At 65.1% G+C, this 18,225-nt stretch carries 18 protein-coding genes; 6 read left to right on the forward strand and 12 right to left on the reverse strand.

Translation table 11 applies throughout. The features are described 5' to 3' along the window. Positions 1 to 295: 295 nt before the first annotated feature. From ndk to BFN03_RS10670, 12 genes are all read right to left on the reverse strand, one after another. Positions 296 to 715 (reverse strand): nucleoside-diphosphate kinase, encoded by a 420-nt coding sequence (gene ndk / locus BFN03_RS10615; RefSeq protein WP_070378975.1) that lies wholly within the window; start codon positions 713 to 715, stop codon positions 296 to 298. An 18-nt stretch (positions 716 to 733) separates the two neighbouring features. Further along, positions 734 to 1,144: a DUF4233 domain-containing protein gene (locus BFN03_RS10620; protein ID WP_070378976.1), complete on the reverse strand. Its 411-nt coding sequence runs from the start codon at positions 1,142 to 1,144 to the stop codon at positions 734 to 736. Next, on the reverse strand, positions 1,141 to 2,568 hold the full coding sequence (gene folC, locus BFN03_RS10625) for a bifunctional tetrahydrofolate synthase/dihydrofolate synthase (protein WP_070378977.1): 1,428 nt from the start codon (positions 2,566 to 2,568) through the stop codon (positions 1,141 to 1,143). Before folC ends, BFN03_RS10620 begins: the two co-directional genes overlap by 4 nt. After that, positions 2,565 to 5,252: a valine--tRNA ligase gene (locus BFN03_RS10630; protein ID WP_070378978.1), complete on the reverse strand. Its 2,688-nt coding sequence runs from the start codon at positions 5,250 to 5,252 to the stop codon at positions 2,565 to 2,567. The genes folC and BFN03_RS10630 overlap by 4 nt, the downstream gene beginning before the upstream one ends. 62 nt (positions 5,253 to 5,314) lie before the next feature. Continuing rightward, positions 5,315 to 5,461 carry a hypothetical protein gene (locus tag BFN03_RS10635; RefSeq protein WP_157109596.1) on the reverse strand — a complete coding sequence of 49 codons (147 nt, stop codon included), beginning with the start codon at positions 5,459 to 5,461 and terminating at the stop codon, positions 5,315 to 5,317. Between the two features lie 132 nt (positions 5,462 to 5,593). After that, positions 5,594 to 5,905, reverse strand: a complete 312-nt coding sequence (gene mihF / locus BFN03_RS10640; protein WP_070380817.1) for an integration host factor, actinobacterial type — start codon at positions 5,903 to 5,905, stop codon at positions 5,594 to 5,596. Between the two features lie 142 nt (positions 5,906 to 6,047). Next, positions 6,048 to 8,093 carry a S9 family peptidase gene (locus BFN03_RS10645; protein ID WP_070378980.1) on the reverse strand — a complete coding sequence of 682 codons (2,046 nt, stop codon included), beginning with the start codon at positions 8,091 to 8,093 and terminating at the stop codon, positions 6,048 to 6,050. Positions 8,094 to 8,132: 39 nt separating this feature from the next. Beyond that, complete coding sequence (locus BFN03_RS10650) at positions 8,133 to 8,741, reverse strand: GNAT family N-acetyltransferase (RefSeq protein WP_070378981.1); 609 nt, start codon at positions 8,739 to 8,741, stop codon at positions 8,133 to 8,135. Positions 8,742 to 8,826: 85 nt separating this feature from the next. Then, entirely contained in the window at positions 8,827 to 9,435 is a 609-nt protein-coding gene (locus tag BFN03_RS10655) for a GNAT family N-acetyltransferase (protein ID WP_070378982.1), read from the reverse strand. 80 nt (positions 9,436 to 9,515) lie between these two features. Beyond that, entirely contained in the window at positions 9,516 to 10,535 is a 1,020-nt protein-coding gene (locus tag BFN03_RS10660; RefSeq protein ID WP_070378983.1) for an iron-siderophore ABC transporter substrate-binding protein, read from the reverse strand. Between the two features lie 59 nt (positions 10,536 to 10,594). After that, the gene (locus BFN03_RS10665; RefSeq protein WP_198163257.1) at positions 10,595 to 11,263 is read right to left on the reverse strand and encodes a 3-oxoacid CoA-transferase subunit B; all 669 of its coding nucleotides are present in this window, start codon (positions 11,261 to 11,263) and stop codon (positions 10,595 to 10,597) included. Next, positions 11,260 to 12,009 carry a CoA transferase subunit A gene (locus BFN03_RS10670; RefSeq protein WP_070378984.1) on the reverse strand — a complete coding sequence of 250 codons (750 nt, stop codon included), beginning with the start codon at positions 12,007 to 12,009 and terminating at the stop codon, positions 11,260 to 11,262. The genes BFN03_RS10665 and BFN03_RS10670 overlap by 4 nt, the downstream gene beginning before the upstream one ends. 152 nt (positions 12,010 to 12,161) lie before the next feature. Here BFN03_RS10670 and pcaH point away from each other — a divergent pair, with 152 nt between their 5' ends. The 6 genes from pcaH to BFN03_RS10700 are packed head-to-tail and all read left to right on the forward strand — an operon-like array spanning position 12,162 to position 18,208. Continuing rightward, positions 12,162 to 12,875 (forward strand): protocatechuate 3,4-dioxygenase subunit beta, encoded by a 714-nt coding sequence (gene pcaH / locus BFN03_RS10675; RefSeq protein WP_070378985.1) that lies wholly within the window; start codon positions 12,162 to 12,164, stop codon positions 12,873 to 12,875. Then, positions 12,875 to 13,516, forward strand: a complete 642-nt coding sequence (gene pcaG, locus BFN03_RS10680; protein ID WP_070378986.1) for a protocatechuate 3,4-dioxygenase subunit alpha — start codon at positions 12,875 to 12,877, stop codon at positions 13,514 to 13,516. Before pcaH ends, pcaG begins: the two co-directional genes overlap by 1 nt. Before the next feature lie 29 nt (positions 13,517 to 13,545). Continuing rightward, the gene (gene pcaB / locus BFN03_RS10685) at positions 13,546 to 14,898 is read left to right on the forward strand and encodes a 3-carboxy-cis,cis-muconate cycloisomerase (protein WP_070378987.1); all 1,353 of its coding nucleotides are present in this window, start codon (positions 13,546 to 13,548) and stop codon (positions 14,896 to 14,898) included. Beyond that, positions 14,895 to 16,145, forward strand: coding sequence for a bifunctional 3-oxoadipate enol-lactonase/4-carboxymuconolactone decarboxylase PcaDC (gene pcaDC / locus BFN03_RS10690; RefSeq protein ID WP_084385586.1), 1,251 nt, complete (start codon positions 14,895 to 14,897; stop codon positions 16,143 to 16,145). The genes pcaB and pcaDC overlap by 4 nt, the downstream gene beginning before the upstream one ends. Further along, a complete protein-coding gene (locus tag BFN03_RS10695; protein ID WP_070378988.1) occupies positions 16,142 to 16,939 on the forward strand; it encodes an IclR family transcriptional regulator in 798 nt (265 codons plus the stop codon). Before pcaDC ends, BFN03_RS10695 begins: the two co-directional genes overlap by 4 nt. 57 nt (positions 16,940 to 16,996) lie before the next feature. Next, positions 16,997 to 18,208, forward strand: a complete 1,212-nt coding sequence (locus BFN03_RS10700; protein ID WP_070380819.1) for an acetyl-CoA C-acetyltransferase — start codon at positions 16,997 to 16,999, stop codon at positions 18,206 to 18,208. Positions 18,209 to 18,225 lie beyond the last annotated feature (17 nt).

An 18,225-nucleotide genomic window follows, 5' to 3' on the forward strand; every position in this document is an offset into this window, starting at 1 on the left:
CGCATGCAGTGGGCGTTTTCACTGCGTACCTGTGTGGCGCCTTCGGATGGCGATCATCCGCGGCGCAAGAGCCTGGTCATCCAGCGTGCCGGAGCGCCCAGGTATTTCCTGTTGACGCAAGGGCAGCGATGACGGGGCATCGAGCCGTGGTGTCATCCGGTCGAAGCCACGTGAAGCACTATTGCGGTCCGACGGTCCCAGTATCCCATACGTCAGCAACAGAACGTGCCAGCGGCGCACCCGCCGATACAGAATGAGGCATTGGGTGCGCCGGTCGGTACCTCCAGGTAGTGAGTCAGTTCCCGGCGAGGTGAGGGAACCAGAGAGCGATCTCGCGTTCGGCCGACTCCACCGAGTCCGACCCGTGAACCATGTTCTGCTGAGCTTCGAGAGCGAAGTCACCGCGGATCGTCCCCGGCAACGCCTTCTCCACCGGATCGGTGCCGCCGGCGAGTTGCCGGAATGCCGCGATCGCGCGGGGACCCTCGACTACCGCGGCCACCAACGGGCCGCTCGTGATGAATTCGAGCAGGCTCGGGTAGAACGGCCGGCCTTCGTGCTCGGCATAGTGGGTGGCCGCCACGTCGGCGGGTGCGGTGCGCAGGTCGAGCGCGGATATGGTCAGCCCCTTCCGCTCGATACGGCCGAGGATCTCTCCTACGTATCCGCGGGCAACGGCATCGGGCTTGATCAGTACAAGGGTGCGCTCAGTCACGGCGGACAGCCTAAATGGTCAGTCTCGCTGCCCCGGAAGGAGGCCCTGCTCCATTCGCTGTCGGACGTTCCTACGGAAGTAGAGAATGTAGCCCCACAGGATCGCGAAGACGAGCCCGACCACACCGATCGACACGTGCACGAAGAACCCGAGAATCAACACCACCTGCAACAACAGGTTGTACGTCATCGCCCATGGACGGCCCTGCAGCCCCGCCCCGAGGATCATCAGTGCCGCCAACCCCACAATGTAGGTTCCGGACAGCCAGGTGAGCCCGCCCCCGACTGTCGCGACCACAGGGAGGGCGAGAAGCACCACGATCGCCTCCAGGATCAGTGCTCCGGCAACCACGCCCCGGAAACCCTTCCACGGGTCCTTGGTCGGCGGACCGAACTCTGGCTCCGAAGCTGTCGAGTTCGACTCACTCACGCTGGGTCCTTTCCGAATAGAGTACGTGCGGCACCTGCGGTCACCACGGATCCGGTGACCACGACACCGGCCCCCGATACAGCCTCACCGGGTTCTCCGACTTCCTCCGCCAACCCGATCGCGGTCTCGAGTGCGTCCGTGAGAGTGGGCGAGACGACGACGCGTTCGTCCCCGAATTTCGCCACTGCGATGTTCGCGAGGCTCTCGACATCCATTGCCCGGACAGACCCGTTGTGCGTGACGACGATCTCGTCGAACACAGGCTCGAGTGCCGCCAGGATGCCGTCCACGTCCTTGTCCCCCATCACGCTCACGACCCCGACGAGCTTGCGGAAGTCGAACTCCGCTGCCAGGGCGGTGGCCAGCGCCTTCGCGCCATCTGGGTTGTGGGCGGCGTCGAGGAACACCGTTGGCGCACTACGAACCCGTTCCAGACGTCCCGGGGTTACCACCGACGCGAACCCCTGGCGAACCGCATCCTGATCGAGTTGCCGGTCCGGCCCCGCGCCGAAGAACGCCTCCACCGCAGCCAGCGCCAGGGAAGCGTTGCGCGCCTGATGCTCTCCGTGAAGGGGAAGGAAGACGTCGGTGTACACCCCGCCCAGACCCTGGAGTTCGAGTTGTTGCCCTCCGACCGCGACCCGGCGCGCCAGCACGGCGAACTCGGCACCTTCACGCGCCACCGCCGCATCTACTTCGACAGCACGGCGGAGTAGAACATCCATCACCTCCGGCGTCTGCTCGGCGATGATCGCAACCGTGTCGCGCGGAAGCAGCGCATCCTCGCGCCCCTTCTTGATGATGCCGGACTTCTCTTTTGCGATGCCAGCCAGATCGTCGCCGAGATAGTCCGCATGATCGAGACTGACCGGGGTGATCACCGCGACCTCCCCGTTGATGACATTGGTTGCGTCCCAACGTCCGCCGAGACCTACCTCGACGACCGCGACATCGACGGGAGCCTCGGCGAAAGCCGAGTATGCCATGGCGGTAAGTACCTCGAACTTGCTCATCGGGGGTCCGCCGGCCGCCTCGGACTGCTGATCGATCATCTGGATGTACGGCTCGATCTCGCGGTAGGTGTCGACGTACCGGCGCGGGGACACAGGCCGCCCGTCGATGCTGATCCGCTCGGTCGCGATCTGCAGGTGCGGGCTGGTGATACGGCCTGTGCGCCGGTGCAGGCCAGTGAGCAGGGCGTCGACCATTCGCGACACCGACGTCTTGCCGTTGGTGCCGGTGATGTGGATCGCCGGATAGCCGTGCTGCGGCGAACCGAGGATGTCCATCAACGCGGAGATTCTCGCGAGAGATGGGTCGATCTTGGTCTCCGGCCACCGCTTGTCGAGTTCCGCCTCGACCAGCGTCAGCTCAGCGAGGTCGATGGGGCTGACCTCTTCGGGTGAAGAATCGGAGGTGCTCACGCGCCTTCCAGCTCCTTCACCCGCTTGGTGATGCGGTCGATCTCTTCCGCGGCGACCTGTGCGCGAGTACGGATCTTCTCCTTGACGGCATCGGGCGCCTTGGCCAAGAACGCCTCGTTGGCCAGCTTGGCAGTGGTACCGGCAAGCTCTTTCTGCGCGGCGGCGAGGTCCTTGTCGAGCCGCGCCCGCTCGGCACCGAGGTCGATGTTCCCGGACGTATCGAGATCGACGGTGACAGTCGCCTTGCTCAGGCGCACCTCCACCGAAGCCGACACCTTGAAGTCCTCCCCCGCATCGGTGAGACGCGCCAACGATGTGATGGCGGAGAGTTGGGTGTCCAGATCCGCTGCGGCAATGCCGCTGATCCGCGCAGGCACCCGCTGCGACGGCTTGAGCCCCTGGTCGCTGCGGAAGCGGCGCACTTCGGTCACCAGCCGTTGCACGTCTTCCACTCGCTGAGCTGCGACGGAATCCTGCGCGGCACCGCTGGCCTCGGGCCACTGTGCCACAACCAACGATTCACCACCGGTAAGCGGCTTCCACAGCGTCTCCGTGACGAAGGGGATCACCGGGTGGAGCAGGCGCAGCACAGCGTCGAGGACGTTGCCGAGCACTGCTCTCGTGTTCGCCGCGACCGCATCGTTCTCGGCGAACTGCACCTTGGCCAGTTCGAGGTACCAGTCACAGACCTCGTCCCAGGCGAAGTGGAACAGCGCCTCACATGCCTTGCTGAACTCGTAGCGGTCGAACGCGGAGTCGACGTCACCGCGGACCTGCTCGAGGCGGTCGAGAATCCACCGATCCGCGTCGGTGAGTTCCCCTCGATCCGGCAGCGGAGCCGGTGCGGCGCCGTTCATCAGCGCGAATTTCGTGGCGTTGAACAGCTTGGTGGCGAAGTTGCGCGACGACTGCGCGTGGTCCTCGCCGACCGACAGGTCGCTTCCCGGGTTGGCGCCACGGGCCAGCGTGAAGCGCAGCGCGTCCGCACCGAAGCGCTCGACCCAGTCGAGTGGGTCGATACCGTTGCCGCGCGACTTCGACATCTTCTTGCCGAACTGGTCGCGAACGAGTCCATGGAGGAAGACGTCCCTGAAGGGCACCTGGAAACCGGACTTCTCGCCGGCGCCTTGCGATGTGATCGCCTCGTCCGCCGCCACATAGGTACCGAACATCATCATCCGTGCGACCCAGAAGAAGAGGATGTCGTATCCGGTGACGAGAACACTTGTGGGATAGAACTTCTCGAGCTCGGGAGTCTTGTCCGGCCAGCCCATCGTGGAGAAGGGCCACAGTCCCGAGGAGAACCACGTATCGAGAACGTCGGGATCTTGAACCCAGCCCTCGGGCGCAGTCTCGTCCGGGCCGAAGCAGGCCACCTCACCGTCGGGCCCGTACCACACGGGAATTCGATGGCCCCACCACAACTGACGCGATATGCACCAGTCATGCATATCGTCGACCCACGCGAACCAGCGCGGTTCCTGGCTGGCCGGATGGATTACGGTGTCACCGTTTCGCACCGCATCACCGGCAGCTTTCGCCAGGGCCTCGACCTTCACCCACCACTGCAACGACAGTCGCGGCTCGATGGATTCGCCGCTTCTCTCGGAGTGTCCGACACTGTGCATATAGGGGCGCTTCTCCGCGACGACGCGTCCCTGCGCTGTCAGCTCTTCGCGCACCTTGACCCGCGCCTCGAAGCGGTCGAGTCCGTCGAATTGCGTTCCGGTGTCGGCGATCTTGCCCGTCTCGTCCATGATGGTCGGCATCGGAAGGTTGTGGCGCAGACCCATCTCGAAGTCGTTGGGGTCGTGTGCCGGGGTGATCTTGACAGCGCCGCTACCGAATTCCGGATCGACGTACTCGTCCGCGATGATCGGAATATCCCGGCCGGTGATCGGGTGCTCGAGGGTCGTCCCGATCAGGTGCTTGTACCGCTCGTCGTCGGGGTGCACGGCCACGGCGGTGTCGCCGAGCATCGTCTCGACACGGGTAGTCGCGACCACCACGTGCGGTTCGTCGTCGCTGAGCGAGCCATACCTCAGCGAGACCAGTTCGCCTTCGACATCCTCGAACTTCACCTCGATGTCCGAGATGGCAGTCTGCAACACCGGAGACCAGTTGACCAGGCGCTCCGCGCGGTAGATCAGTCCGTCGTCGTACATCCGCTTGAAGACGGTGTGCACGGCGCGCGAGAGCCCCTCGTCCATGGTGAATCGGTCACGACTCCAGTCGACGCCGTCACCGATGCGTCGCATCTGCTCGCCGATGGTGCCGCCCGACTCGCGCTTCCAGTCCCACACCTTGTCAACGAACAGTTCGCGACCGAGGTCTTCTTTCGTCTTGCCCTCGGCGGCCAGCTGCTTCTCCACCACCGACTGCGTCGCGATTCCTGCGTGGTCCATTCCGGGCAGCCACAAGACTTCGTAGCCCTGCATCCGCTTGCGGCGGCTCAGGGTGTCCATCAGTGCGTGGTCGAGCGCGTGACCCATGTGCAGGCTGCCGGTCACGTTGGGCGGCGGCAGAACGATGGAGTATCCGGGCTTGCTGCTGTGAGGATCCGCGCGGAAGTAACCGGCGTCTACCCAGCCCTGATACAGATCGGCCTCCACGGAGCTGGGGTCCCAGCTCTTCGGGAGAGCGTCGGCGTGGTTCTGGGGATTTTCGGGCGCTGCACTGGTCACCCGTCGAGTCTAATGAACGCGAAGAAGGCCGATGACGCCGCTACCGCGCCTGCGGGAGAACGTCACAGGTCGCTGAACAATGTGCGATGCACCTCGGCGGCCGTGCGGTATTCGAGTTCTACTGGACCTCGCGGTTCGCTCTCGCCGGCAGCGGACGATCCCGCACTGGTGTGCAGCTCGGAGAAGAGCTGCGGGTCTTGTTCGTTCAAGGCTTCCTCCCGGTAGGTCGGACAGTCGAACCGCGCTGACGTCAGATTCCCCCGCTCCTGCCGAGTGCAGGGGAACATATCGGGTGCCCGCACGCCCAACTGCGGCGAATGCGGGCACCCGGTAGAGGGGCGTCAGCTGAAGTGAGCCAACAGAGCGTCGCGCTGACGGTCCCCGAGGCCACGGAGCCGGCGGGTGGGGGCGATCTCGAGGTTCGCCATGATCTCCTGCGCCTTCACCTTGCCGATCTTCGGCAGGGCTTCGAGAATGGCGCTGACCTTGGTCTTTCCGATGATGTCATCGACATCCGCCTTGGAAAGAACCTGCTTGAGAGTGATGTCACCGGACTTGAGCTTGTCCTTGAGTTCCGCGCGCGCACGTCGAGCGGCTGCGGCCTTCTCGAGAGCAGCGGCCCGCTGTTCGTCAGTGAGCTGAGGAAGTGCCACGATTTCTCCTTCATTCGGGGTACGTATCGAACACCGTAGCGAGAGAACCGCAACTTCACCGCATCCTTCGAACGTGTCGCGCATCCTCGTCACGAATTCGCCTTCGCCGAGCGCAATCCGCCGAGTGCATCTTGCCGGGGTGCTACCCGAGGACCTCGGGCATGTCCGCGTCCTCCTCGAGCACATGTTCCGACAGGAACGCGAGGACCACCTCGTACCAGACCTTGACGTTCTGCGGGCTGAGAATCCAATGGTTTTCGTCCGGGAAGTAGAGGAAGCGGTGGTCGGTGCGGCCCTCGTCGTCGGCGGGCAACCCCGACTCCGACAACAACTCGAACCACAGCCGCAGTCCTTCACCGATCGGTACCCGAAAGTCCTTGTCGCCGTGTATGACCAGCATCGGAGTGACGATATCCGCGACGTACAGGTGGGGCGAGTTCTCCACCGCCATCTCGGGGGTCATCTCTCGTTGCCAATACCACGCGGCGTCGGTGGTGGGATTGAACTGGTCCAGCGCCCACAGGCTCGCGTGTGTCACGATCGCCTTGAACCGATCGGTATGACCGGCGATCCAGTTGGCCATGTACCCGCCGAACGACCCGCCCATCGCGGCGGAGCGCTTCTCGTCGATCTCCGGCAACGCTTCCGCAGCATCGGTGATCGCCATGAGATCGGTGAACGGGGCTTTCCCCCACTTTCCCCAGCCGCGCTCGACGAACTCTTGCCCATAGCCGGTCGACAGCGCCGGATCCGGCAGCAGAATCGCGTATCCGCGCGCCACCAGCAACCAGGGGTTCCATCGCCACGCCCACGTGTTCCACGACCCCAGCGGTCCGCCGTGCACCCACAGCACCAGAGGAACCGGTGCATGCGCCGAGGCACCGTTCGGCATCGCGAGCCACGCCCGGACCTTGGCTCCGTCGGCCGCGACGGTCTCGACTTCGGTCAACGTGCCTGGCAACTCGGGAAGCTCCTCCGGCGCTTCGAGCAGCGACATTGCCCCGGTGTCGATATCGACACGAACCGGGTGTGGTGGCGCAGTGTAGGACGCCCGGAGCGCGAACACGGTGGCACCGTCGGGAGACACCTGGAGGTCGGTGTAGCTGAAGTCGTCGGTCGTCACCCGGGCGGGATCCCTACCCTCGCGAATCAGGAATATCGGCCCGCGACCGTGGTCGTCCGCCGTGACCAAGAGCCCGGACCCGTCCGGCAGCCAGACCACCGAGGTAGCCCACCGATCCCACCCGGGCGCGACATCGGCGACGGTTCCTGTGTCGAAGCTGTACCGGTGCAGGGTGAATCGAGGCGCGGAGTCCGCACTCGCATGGGATTCCCTCGTGAACACGACGTGCCGTCCGTCGGGTGAGATCACCGGGTCCGTCACGTCTGCTGCCTCGATGTCGACGAGGACGCTGCGCGTGCCCGTTTCTATGTCGATGCGCACCAGGGTGCTGCGAATCGACGCTGCCGGACCTGGAACTGACCACGAGGTGACGACGAAGGCGCCGTCCGCGCTCAACGCATAGGTCGCCTCGCGCAGGGTCGGTCCCTGCATCGGGCTCAGGTCGGTCAGTTCAGGCTCCTCCGCTGTCTTGTCCAAGACATCCAGGGACGCGGACAGTAGATGCGGCACGTCCGGGCCGAGGTCGCGGTCCCAGTAGCGAACCGGGAATCCTGAGTGCAGGATCGCCGACACCTTCTTGTCTTTGCGCTCGGCGCGCACTCGTTCGTCATCGGCAACCTCGCCGGATCGCCCGAGCACGCCCGTGGTGACCACGAACCGTGGGGCGCGGGTCGCGGCGCGAACACCGGTAATTCCTCCGCCGCGACGGGCGACCATCACCGCCTCACCACCGTCGGCGGGCAGTCGCCACAGGGCGTCGGGTGTGTCTTCCTTCCCCTGCTCCGGACGGGAAGCGGTGAAGAGGAGATCGCCGTCATTGGTGAACGTCGGGTTGGACTCCCCGGTGTGGCCACGTGTCAACCGCCGTGCCGGGACCTGCCCACCAGGGTCGATCTCCCAGAGGGCGGTGACGTACTTGGTCGACTTGTCGTCGAGCGTCGATTGTGCGACGACGAGTCGTCGCCCGTCCGGGGACATTGCCAGGCCGCTGACTCGGCCGAGCGCGAGATAGTCGTCGAGGTCGTCGAAGGGGGTTCCGGCGTGAAGTTCAGGAATCGCGGTCACGATTCGTTCGTATCACGATCCGGCGCACCCTGCCGGAGATCATCGAGGGTCGCGCCACATCGGGTACATGGTGGGACCGCCGCCAGGAACAACGACCTCACCGGTGACTTCGAAGCCGAAGCGCTCGTAGTAGGGGATATTGCTCGCCTTGCTGGATTCGAGATAGGCCGGAACGTGTTCACGATCGAGGCGTTCGAGCCGTGAGATCAGCAAGGCCTGCCCGTATCCCTGCCCGCGGACCTCGGACCCTGTGCCTATCGTGCCCAGATACCAATGCGGTTCGGCCGGATGAACCGCGTGGAGCAAGGCGTAGATCTCTTCGCTGGCTTGCCGGCGCCCGCGGAAAGCGCGGATCATCGCCGGCGCCATCATCCAGGTCGAGCGCCGCGAGTGCTTCCACCGACCGGGCGGATCCCACAGGCTCGCCCCGCCGATGGTGCCGTGGTTGCCCTCCGCAACCTCGACACCGCCACCGGCGAGGTGGTGATATCGAATCAACGCGGCGAAGAATCGCGGCATGCCGACTCTGCATTGCTCCTCGTCTGGAAACATCCAAGTAAGCACCGGGTCGCCGTCGAAAGCATCGCTCAGCACGGTTGCCAATGCACCAATGTCGGATTTGCGTCCGGCCCGTACGGAGATACCCATGACTTCGAGGCTATTCGCTGTTGGAGGCTGGACCAACACTCTCTCGGACTCTGCGCTGCTCGCTTGTGCTTCGTCGTGCCGGAGACTATCGAGGGTCGCGCCACATCGCGTACAGGGTGGGGCCGCCGCCTCGGACCGCGATCTCACCGGTGACTTCGAAGCCGAACCGCTCGTAGTAGGGGATGTTGCTCGCCTTGCTGGATTCGAGATAGGCCGGACTGTGTTCGCGATCGAGGCGTTCGAGCCGCGAGGCCAGCAGCGCCTGCCCGTACCCCTGCCCACGGACAGCGCTCGTCGTGCCGATTGTCGCCAGATACCAATGAGGTTCGGCCGGATGAGCCGCATAAAGTGCGGCGACGAGGTCTTTGCCGGCTTGCGGGTGCTCGGGCATGGCGCGGATCATTGCGGGCGCCATGCTCCAGGTCGAGCGGCGCGACTGTTTCCACCGACCGGGCGGGTCCCACAGGCTCGCCCCGCCGATGGTGCCGTGGTTGCCCTCCGCCACCTCGACACCACCACCGGCGAGATGGTGATATCGGGTCTGCGCGGCGAAGAATCGCGGGAGGCGGACCTGGCGTTTCTTGTCATCCGGATACAGCCAGGTAACCACCGGGTCGTCGTCGAAAGCCTCACTCAGCACAGCCGACAACCCTCGAATGTCAGATCTATGTCCAGGCCGCACGGCAATTTTCATGTCCCGACGCTACGACACCCCGAGCGATCCCGCGAGAGATTCGAGACTTGCGGGAGCACCGACCCGAAGTGGCGCCGGTCTCAGGCGAGCAGCGGCGCCACCCTCTGCGGGATCTCGTTCAACGCGAAGGGAAGACTCAGCACCGTGCTCCATGCCATCGCCTCGGCGGCGTCGTCTTCGAGGACGATCGCGCGGCCGTCCTTGACCACGTCCAGTTCCTGATAGATCGGCGTCTTGTCCAGTTCCTCCCGGAGTCTGTCACCGAATCCGCCGCCCGCGTACCACACGAGGAGGTCGACGTCCGCAAGGGACAACTGTTCGGTACTGATCTCCGCAAAGTTCCCGGTGATCTGTTCCGTCACAGGCGGGTTGACGAATCCGAGTTCGGTGAAGAAGCGAACCTTCGGGTCCTCGGGCCCGTAGACGCCGAACTGGCCCGGGCCTTTGAGGGCCCCGACGAGGACGGTCTTGCCGGCGAACGCGGGGTTGGCGGCCCCGACGTCTGCGAACTGCTTCTCGACGGCGGACACCAACTCGGCGGCCCTGTCCTGCTTGCCGAGCGCCTCGCCGAGAATTGTCGTCTGGTCTTGCCACGGGACCCCGTAGTCGGCAAAGCCCTTGGGCTGCGCCACCGTCGGCGCTATCGCGGTCAGCGTGTCGTACTGCGACTGCGTGAGACCAGAGTACGTTCCGACCACCAGATCGGGGCTAGTCGCCGCAACCTTCTCGAAGTTGATTCCGGTGGACGCCGAGCCCACGATCTCCGGTTCCGAGTCACCGAGGAGGTCCTGAGCCCACGGCCACACGCCGTAGGGGTAGTCGCCGTACCAGTCGAACGTACCCACCAGGGTGCCGCCGAGGGCAAGGATCGCGTCTTGGTCGTTGTACCCGACGCTCACGATTCGTTGCGGATCGCTCGGCACTCGGGCTTCGCCGTACTTGTTCGCGATCACGGACCCACCCGTCTCGCCGCCTGCCGCGGCAGGCGTCTCGCCACCGGTCGAACTGCTGCAGGCCGCGGCAAACGCCAGCAGCGCTCCCCCGGTACCGACGAGGAATCCGCGCCGACTCAGACCGGTCCTCTGTTCACCAACATTCATACGTCGACCTCTCGTCCACCAGGAGCACGTTCCAATAGGCAAAGCATGGCGAGCCTATCCTAAGAGAGTGATCGAACGGGCTCCGGCCGGGCGTTGGCGTCGATCAGCAAGGTCGCGCTCGTTGCAGCCTGGACGTCCAGGCTGCTGAGACCGGGAGCGGTCTCGACGAGTCGCAAGCCTTCCGGAGTGACATCGATGACGGCGAGGTCGGTGACAATCGTCTGGACGCAGCGCCTGCCGGTGTACGGCAACGTGCACTCTTCCAGGATCTTGTGCTCACCCTTCCTGGTGACGTGATCCATCATCACGATGACTTTGCCCGCACCGTGAACGAGATCCATCGCGCCACCCATGCCTTTGACCATGCCGCCCGGAACCATCCAATTGGACAGGTCACCGTGACTGCTGACCTGCATGGCACCGAGGACCGCAACATCGACGCTCCCGCCGCGGATCATGCCGAACGAATCGGAGGAGGAGAAGAAGGCACCGCCCGGAACCACGGTGATGGTTTCTTTTCCGGCGTTGATCAGTTCGGGGTCCACGTCGTCGTCCGAAGGGTACGGCCCGACGCCGAGAACGCCGTTCTCCGAATGCAGGATGACCTCTATGCCGTCAGGAATGTGGCCCGGGATCAGGGTCGGCATTCCGATGCCGAGGTTGATGTACTGGCCGTCTTCGAATTCCGCGGCGACCCGGGCCGCCATCTCGTCACGCGTCCAACTCACGCCCGCACCGTCCTCTTCTCGATCCCCGTTTCCTGCTTGCCGATCTCGACCACTCTCTGAACGAAGATGCCAGGGGTGTGCACCTGCGCGGGGTCGATCTCGCCGGGCTCCACGAGGTATTCGACCTGAGCGATGGTGACGCGGCCGGCGCCCGCGGCGTCCGGATTGAAGTTCTGGGCGGTCTCCCGGTAGACGAGATTGCCGAATCGGTCACCCTTCCACGCATGCACGAGGGCGTAGTCGGTGCGGATTGCTCGCTCGAGGACGTAGACCGCACCGTCGAACTCGCGGGTCTCCTTAGGACTGCTCGCGAGAGCCACACCGCCGCGGCCGTCGTAACGGATCGGCAGGCCACCGTCGGCGAACTGCGTTCCGACCCCTGCCGGGGTGTAGAAGGCGGGAATTCCGGCGCCACCCGCACGCATGCGTTCGGCCAGTGTCCCCTGCGGAGTGAGCTCCACTTCGAGTTCGCCCGCGAGGTACTGGCGCGCGAACTCCTGATTGGAACCTACGTACGAGCTGACGGTGCGGCGGATCCGGTGCCGCTCGAGCAACAGACCCAGTCCGAAGCCGTCGGTACCGCAATTGTTGCTGACCGTCTCGAGGCCGGTCGCCCCTTGTTCGAGGAGGGCTTCGATGAGCGCGGAGGGGATACCTACGAGGCCGAATCCGCCCACCGCGAGGGATGCCCCATCCGGGATGTCGGCAACAGCGTCGGCTGCCGTCGCGAAGACCTTGTTGACCATACGTGCCAGGCTACCCCAGAATGTTCGACTGGTGAACATCAATCCACTATGCGAACACTGATTCTGTTCCATGTTGGCTTGATCACACGATCACCGCTAACATGTGCGTATAGCGGCCGATTGTTCACATCGAGAACCTGAGGATCTGTTTCATGCTGCAACTGCCAGCCCACTACCTAGCCGCGCACGAAACCAACGCTCCCCTGCTATTCCCTGAGTACAAGACGACTCGCCTGCGCAGCCCCAAGAACGACCTGATCATGATCCCCCAGCGCCTCGGCGAGATCACCGGTCCGGTCTTCGGCGAAACCGACGTCACCGAGGGCGAAAACGACATGACCAAGGCCAACGGAGGCGAAGCGCAGGGCCAGCGCATCCTCGTTCACGGCCAGGTGCTCGACAGCGCTCGCAGGCCCGTTCCCGACACTCTCATCGAGGTCTGGCAAGCCAACGCCGGCGGCCGCTACCGCCACAAGAACGATTCCTGGCCCGCACCACTCGACCCGCACTTCAACGGAGTCGCCCGCTGCATGACGGACCGACAGGGTCACTACCACTTCACCACTGTCAAACCGGGTGCGTACCCGTGGGGCAACCACCACAATGCGTGGCGGCCGGCCCACATCCACTTCTCCCTGTTCGGTCAGGCGTTCACCCAGCGCCTCGTCACGCAGATGTACTTTCCAGGCGATCCGTTCTTCTTCCAGGACCCGATCTACAACTCGGCACCCGAGGCGGCCCGCGAGCGGATGATCGCCACGTTCGACTACGACCAGACCCGTGAGAATTGGGCCGTCGGATTCAAGTTCGACATAGTCCTGCGAGGCCGGGACGCAACACCGTTCGAAGATCCGGAAGGCCGCTGATGATCGACACACAGAACCCCGACGCCCCCCGGTACCCCGTCTTCGGGAGGAGCCAGGACGAGGTGCCGTTCGGCATCACCCCGTCCCAGACCGTTGGCCCGTACGTCCACATCGGCCTGTACCCCGCGTGGGAGAACGGCGGCGTCGCCGTACCTGAGGGCACACCAGGGCGAATCGAGGTGTCCTTCACCGTCATCGACGGCGCAGGGGAACCGGTCTCCGACGCGATGATCGAGACCTGGCAGGCCGACGCCGCAGGTCGATTCGAAAGTCCGGGAGATCCGCGAGGCGCCGCCCAGGCAACCCCCGCCGGATTCCGGAGCCTGGCGCGCGTATTCGCCGACGAGACCGGTGCGGCCGTGATCCATACCGTCAAGCCTGGTGCGCTGCCCACCGAGAACGGCGGCAACGAAGCGCCACACATCAACGTCGGCGTGTTCGCCCGCGGCATGCTCGAGCGCCTGTTCACGCGGCTGTACTTCCCGGACGACACCGAAGCACACGCGTCGGACCCGGTGCTCGCCGCTGTCCCTGAACCCGACCGCCCGAAGCTCATCGCGGAGAGAACTGATCGTGGGTACCACCTGACGATCCACGTGCAGAGCGACGACGGTCGGGAGACTCCGTTCTTCGCCCTGTAGCCGGTTACACCCCGAGGAAGGCGACGCGTATGAACCCTCCGGAATCCTCCCGCGGCGCCCTGTTCGATCCGACTTTCGGCGCCGGCGAGTTGTCACGCCTGCTCTCCGATCGGGCATGGGTAGCGGCGATGGTCGAGGTCGAGGCGGCTCTGGCCCGCGCGGAGGCGAAGTGCGGTGTCATCCCCGCAACATCGGCCACCACCATTTCCTCGGTACTCACACGGATCGCCGACGACGACTCCCTGGATGTCGGTCCCCTCGGGGTAGACGCCGCTGCGGGTGGCAACCCCGTGATCCCGCTCGTGAAGTTACTGCGCGGCGCAGTAGCCGAGGCCGACCCCAACGTGCCCAGCAGTCACCTGCACAGGGGCGCGACGAGTCAGGACATCCTCGATACAGCGCTGGTGCTGCTGTGCCGACGATCAGGTGCACACGTCCTCGCTTCCCTGGACGAAGCCATCGCGAGCGCCGAAGCTCTCGCGCGGGTCGAGCGCAGCACCCCGATGGCAGCGCGCACACTCGGCCAGCAGGCACTACCAACCACCTTCGGAGTTCTCGCTTCCGGATGGATGACCGCACTGCACAGGGCTTCTCGGGCGCTGTCCGGCGCGCTCGCCGCCCTGTGCGTACAACTCGGCGGTGCAGCAGGAACGTCCGCCGCGCTCCACCCTCACGGATTCGACGTGGCCGACGCGCTCGCCGACGAGCTCGGACTGCCCCGTCAGGACGTGCCGTGGCACACCGATCGCACCCGCCTCGCACTGCTCGCTTCGTCGCTGGGGACGGTGGCCGGGGCCGTGTCCAAGATAGCCACCGACATTGTGTTTCTCTCGTCGACCGAGGTCGGTGAGATCAGCGAAGGATCGCCCGGCGGATCCTCCGCCATGCCGCACAAGCGAAATCCAGTGGCCGCGATCACCGCGCGGGCGGCGGCACGCCGCGTCCCCGGACTCGTCGCCGCGATCCACAGCTCAATGGATCACGAGCAACAGCGCGCCTCGGGTGCCTGGCACGCCGAATGGGAAACGCTCACGGATCTACTGCGCCTCACGGGTGGTGCGGCCAGACGCATCGCCGACTCACTCGGCGGGCTCGATATCCACCCCGAGGTGATGGCACGCAATCTCGACATCACCGGTGGCGCGATGCTGGCGGAACGTGTCACCGGACTCCTGTCGTCCCGCACCGACTCCGCTCACGATCTCGTCGCCGCCGCGTGCCGGAGCGGACATCGGCTCGATGAGGATCCGGGACTGCTCGAATACCTTCAGGCAGAAGAGATTCGCGCCCTCCTCGACCCGACCGGCTATCTCGGTCATGCTCACGACATCGTCGAGCGCGCCTTGGGCACCGTAGCTCACGATCCGGAAGGAACGCGATGACAGTCCCACTCGCATATGAAGTCTCCGGGCCGCGCAGCGGCTCGGCGGACGCCCCTGTGGTGGTGCTACTCGGATCGTTGGGTTCCAACCGATCCATGTGGGACCCACAAGTCTCCGCACTGTCGGACTTGTGCCGGGTCGTCGCCGTGGATCACCGCGGCCACGGAGAGTCGCCGATGCCGGACGGCCCGTACTCCGTGCGGGATCTGTCCGGGGATGTCCTCGCGCTCCTCGATTCCCTTGGAATCGAGGCCGCGCACGTCGTGGGGCTGTCTTTGGGAGGTGCCATCGGCCAATGGCTGGCCGTCTACGCGCCGCGCCGAGTGCTGTCGCTGTCACTGCTGTGCACGGCCGCGAAGTTCGGTGAGCGGCAGACGTGGGTGGAGCGGGCCGCCATCTCTCGTGCGAACGGACCCGCATCGCTCTCTGATTCCGTTGTGGCCCGGTGGTTCACGAAGGAACTCGCCGAACGCGACCCGGATTTCGTCGCCCGGTATCGCAACATGATCGCCTCGACCCCGGCCGAGGGTTACGCCGCCTGCTGCGACGCCCTCGCCGAATGGGACTTCAGCGCGGACCTTTCTCGTATCACGGCGCCGACACTGGTCATCGCGGGGGAACAGGATCCGTCCACCACTCCGTCGATCATGGAGATGCTCGCGGGTGGCATCACCGGCGCCAGGTTCGAAGTGCTGCCGGGCGCCGCACATCTTGCGAATCTCGAGCAGGCCGGCGCCATCACGAAGTTGCTGCGCGAACACATCATCGGCGGGCCGTACGCAACGGGGCGTCGGGCCGCACACGCCGCCGGGATGAAGGTACGCCGCTCGGTCCTCGGCAACGGCCATGTCGACCGCACCGTCGAAGCGACCACGGAATTCACCGCACCATTCCAGGACTTCATCACGCGCACCGCGTGGGGCGACATCTGGTCACGCCCCGGACTCGACCATGAGACTCGGCGACTGCTGACGATCGCCGTTCTCACCGCAGTCGGAAACGAACACGAACTCGACATGCACATCCGGGCCGCGCTGCGCGCAGGTGTCGGGGCCGACGCAATCGGCGAGGTACTCCTACACACCGCCGTATACGCCGGGGTGCCCAACACCAATCTCGGGTTCGCCCTGGCAAGTAAGGCTCTCGCCGACCTGTTCGGCCCCGCGCCCGACCGTGGACATGCACACGTCTCCGACACGGTTCATGCACGCGTCCCCGACACGGTGGAGGAGAATCCCTCGACATGACCACAACCGAACCAACCGAGAAGATCCCCCCATCCGCCGAGTACGTACAGTCCCTCGCACGCGGTCTCGCCGTGATCCGCTGCTTCAACCAGCAGAATCAGCGGCGCACCCTCAGTGACGTCGCCCGCGCCACCGATCTCTCGCGCGCCACCGCACGGCGGTTCCTGCTCACGCTCGCAGAGGTCGGGTACGTGGCCACGGATGGTTCCACTTTCTGGCTCACCCCACGCGTTCTCGAACTCGGATACAGCTACCTGTCGAGTCTGTCACTTCCGGAAATCGCTCAATCGCATCTCGAGAAGCTGAGCCACCAGGTCCACGAATCGTCTTCGGTGTCGATCCTCGACGGCTCGGAAATCGTGTATGTCGCCCGTGTCGCCGTCAGCCGACTCATGACGGTGGGCATCACCATCGGGACACGCCTTCCCGCCTACGCCACTTCCATGGGCAGGGTGCTGTTGGCAGGCCTGCCCGACGACGAACTCGACTCGTACCTGGAAACAGTCGACATCCAACGACTCACCGAGCACACCATCGCGACGCATGACGATTTGCGCGCCGCGATCTTGAAGGCGCGCGCGGACGGGATCTGCATGCTCGACCAGGAACTCGAGGCCGGCCTTCGATCGATGGCGGTCCCCATCCGCAACCCCTCCGGGCTCACGGTCGCGGCAGTGAATATTTCCACTCCGGCAGCCCGATACAGCCTCGCGGAGCTGCATTCCGATCTCATTCCCGCGCTGCGAGCCACGGCAGCCGATATCGAGCAGGACCTTGCCATCGTCAATCACTGACGGGCCATCGTCAATCGCTGACGGCGAGGCCAACGAAGACTCATGAAAGGCCACTCCATGCGTGATGTAGTCATCTGCGAACCACTTCGAACGCCGGTCGGGCGCTTCGGCGGGGTGTTGCGGGACATCACCGGCCAGAGCCTTGCCGCCACCGTGATCAGGGCGCTCGCCTCGCGCACCGGTATCGAGGGCGGCGACGTCGACGACGTCATCCTCGGCCAGGCGTCGCCCGGCGGAGAAGCCCCGGCCATCGGCAGAATCGCCGCGCTCGACTCCGGGCTCGGCATCGACGTCCCGGGCATGCAGGTGGATCGCCGTTGCGGATCGGGGCTGCAGGCCGTCATCACCGCCGTGCTGCAAGTGGCGTCCGGCAGCAACGACCTCGTACTTGCCGGCGGCACCGAATCCATGAGCCAAGCAGAGTTCTATACGAACCCGAACATCCGCTGGGGGGTCACCGGAGACGGGGTGCAACTTGCAGACCGCCTCGCCCGTGCTCGCGTCACCGCCGGCGGGGAGAACTACCCCGTTCCCGGAGGCATGATCGAAACTGCCGAGAATCTGCGCGCCCAGTTCGGCATAAGCCGCGAGGACCAGGATGCGCTTGCCGTGCAATCACACCAGCGCGCCGTCGCCGCCCAGGAGGCGGGACGATTCGCTGACGAGATCGTCGAGGTCGTCGTACCGCGGCGGAAATCTGACCCGATGTCCATCGATAGGGATGAGCACCCACGCGCCGACACGACAATGGAATCACTGTCGAAGCTTCGCGCCATCCGCTCCAAGATCGACCCGGCTTCGACCGTGACGGCCGGGAACGCCAGCGGCCAGAACGACGGCGCCGCCGTCTGCATCGTCACAACGGCAGAGAAAGCGCGGGAATCGGGGCTGCGACCCCTCGCTCGAATGGTTTCCTGGGCCGTCGCCGGTGTCGAACCCCGCACCATGGGCATCGGCCCAGTACCCGCAACCGGGAGGGCGCTCGGTCGACTGGGGCTGTCGCTGTCCGATATGGGAGTCATCGAATTGAACGAAGCTTTCGCTGCGCAAACTCTTGCGGTGCTGCGCAAGTGGGATCTCGACCCTGCCGACGAACGACTCAACCCCAACGGCTCCGGCATATCCCTCGGCCATCCCGTTGGGGCCACCGGCGCCCGTATCCTAGCCACCCTCCTACGTGAGATGGACCGTCGAGAATCCCGCTATGGGCTCGAGACCATGTGCATCGGCGGCGGCCAGGGTCTTGCCGCGGTGTTCGAACGGGTCTGATGCCCGCTATCTGAAGG

This window comes from Rhodococcus sp. WMMA185, from assembly GCF_001767395.1.
GTDB lineage: Bacteria > Actinomycetota > Actinomycetes > Mycobacteriales > Mycobacteriaceae > Rhodococcus_F.

Bases quoted from the DNA above. Each gene is read 5' to 3' on its own strand.
- pcaH (WP_070378985.1), top strand. From the start codon at position 12,162: ATGCTGCAACTGCCAGCCCACTACCTAGCCGCGCACGAAACCAACGCT.
- BFN03_RS10700 (WP_070380819.1), top strand. From the start codon at position 16,997: ATGCGTGATGTAGTCATCTGCGAACCACTTCGAACGCCGGTCGGGCGC.
- pcaDC (WP_084385586.1), top strand. From the start codon at position 14,895: ATGACAGTCCCACTCGCATATGAAGTCTCCGGGCCGCGCAGCGGCTCG.
- BFN03_RS10650 (WP_070378981.1), bottom strand. From the start codon at position 8,741: ATGGGTATCTCCGTACGGGCCGGACGCAAATCCGACATTGGTGCATTG.
- pcaB (WP_070378987.1), top strand. From the start codon at position 13,546: ATGAACCCTCCGGAATCCTCCCGCGGCGCCCTGTTCGATCCGACTTTC.
- BFN03_RS10660 (WP_070378983.1), bottom strand. From the start codon at position 10,535: ATGAATGTTGGTGAACAGAGGACCGGTCTGAGTCGGCGCGGATTCCTC.
- BFN03_RS10670 (WP_070378984.1), bottom strand. From the start codon at position 12,009: ATGGTCAACAAGGTCTTCGCGACGGCAGCCGACGCTGTTGCCGACATC.
- BFN03_RS10695 (WP_070378988.1), top strand. From the start codon at position 16,142: ATGACCACAACCGAACCAACCGAGAAGATCCCCCCATCCGCCGAGTAC.
- BFN03_RS10655 (WP_070378982.1), bottom strand. From the start codon at position 9,435: ATGAAAATTGCCGTGCGGCCTGGACATAGATCTGACATTCGAGGGTTG.
- pcaG (WP_070378986.1), top strand. From the start codon at position 12,875: ATGATCGACACACAGAACCCCGACGCCCCCCGGTACCCCGTCTTCGGG.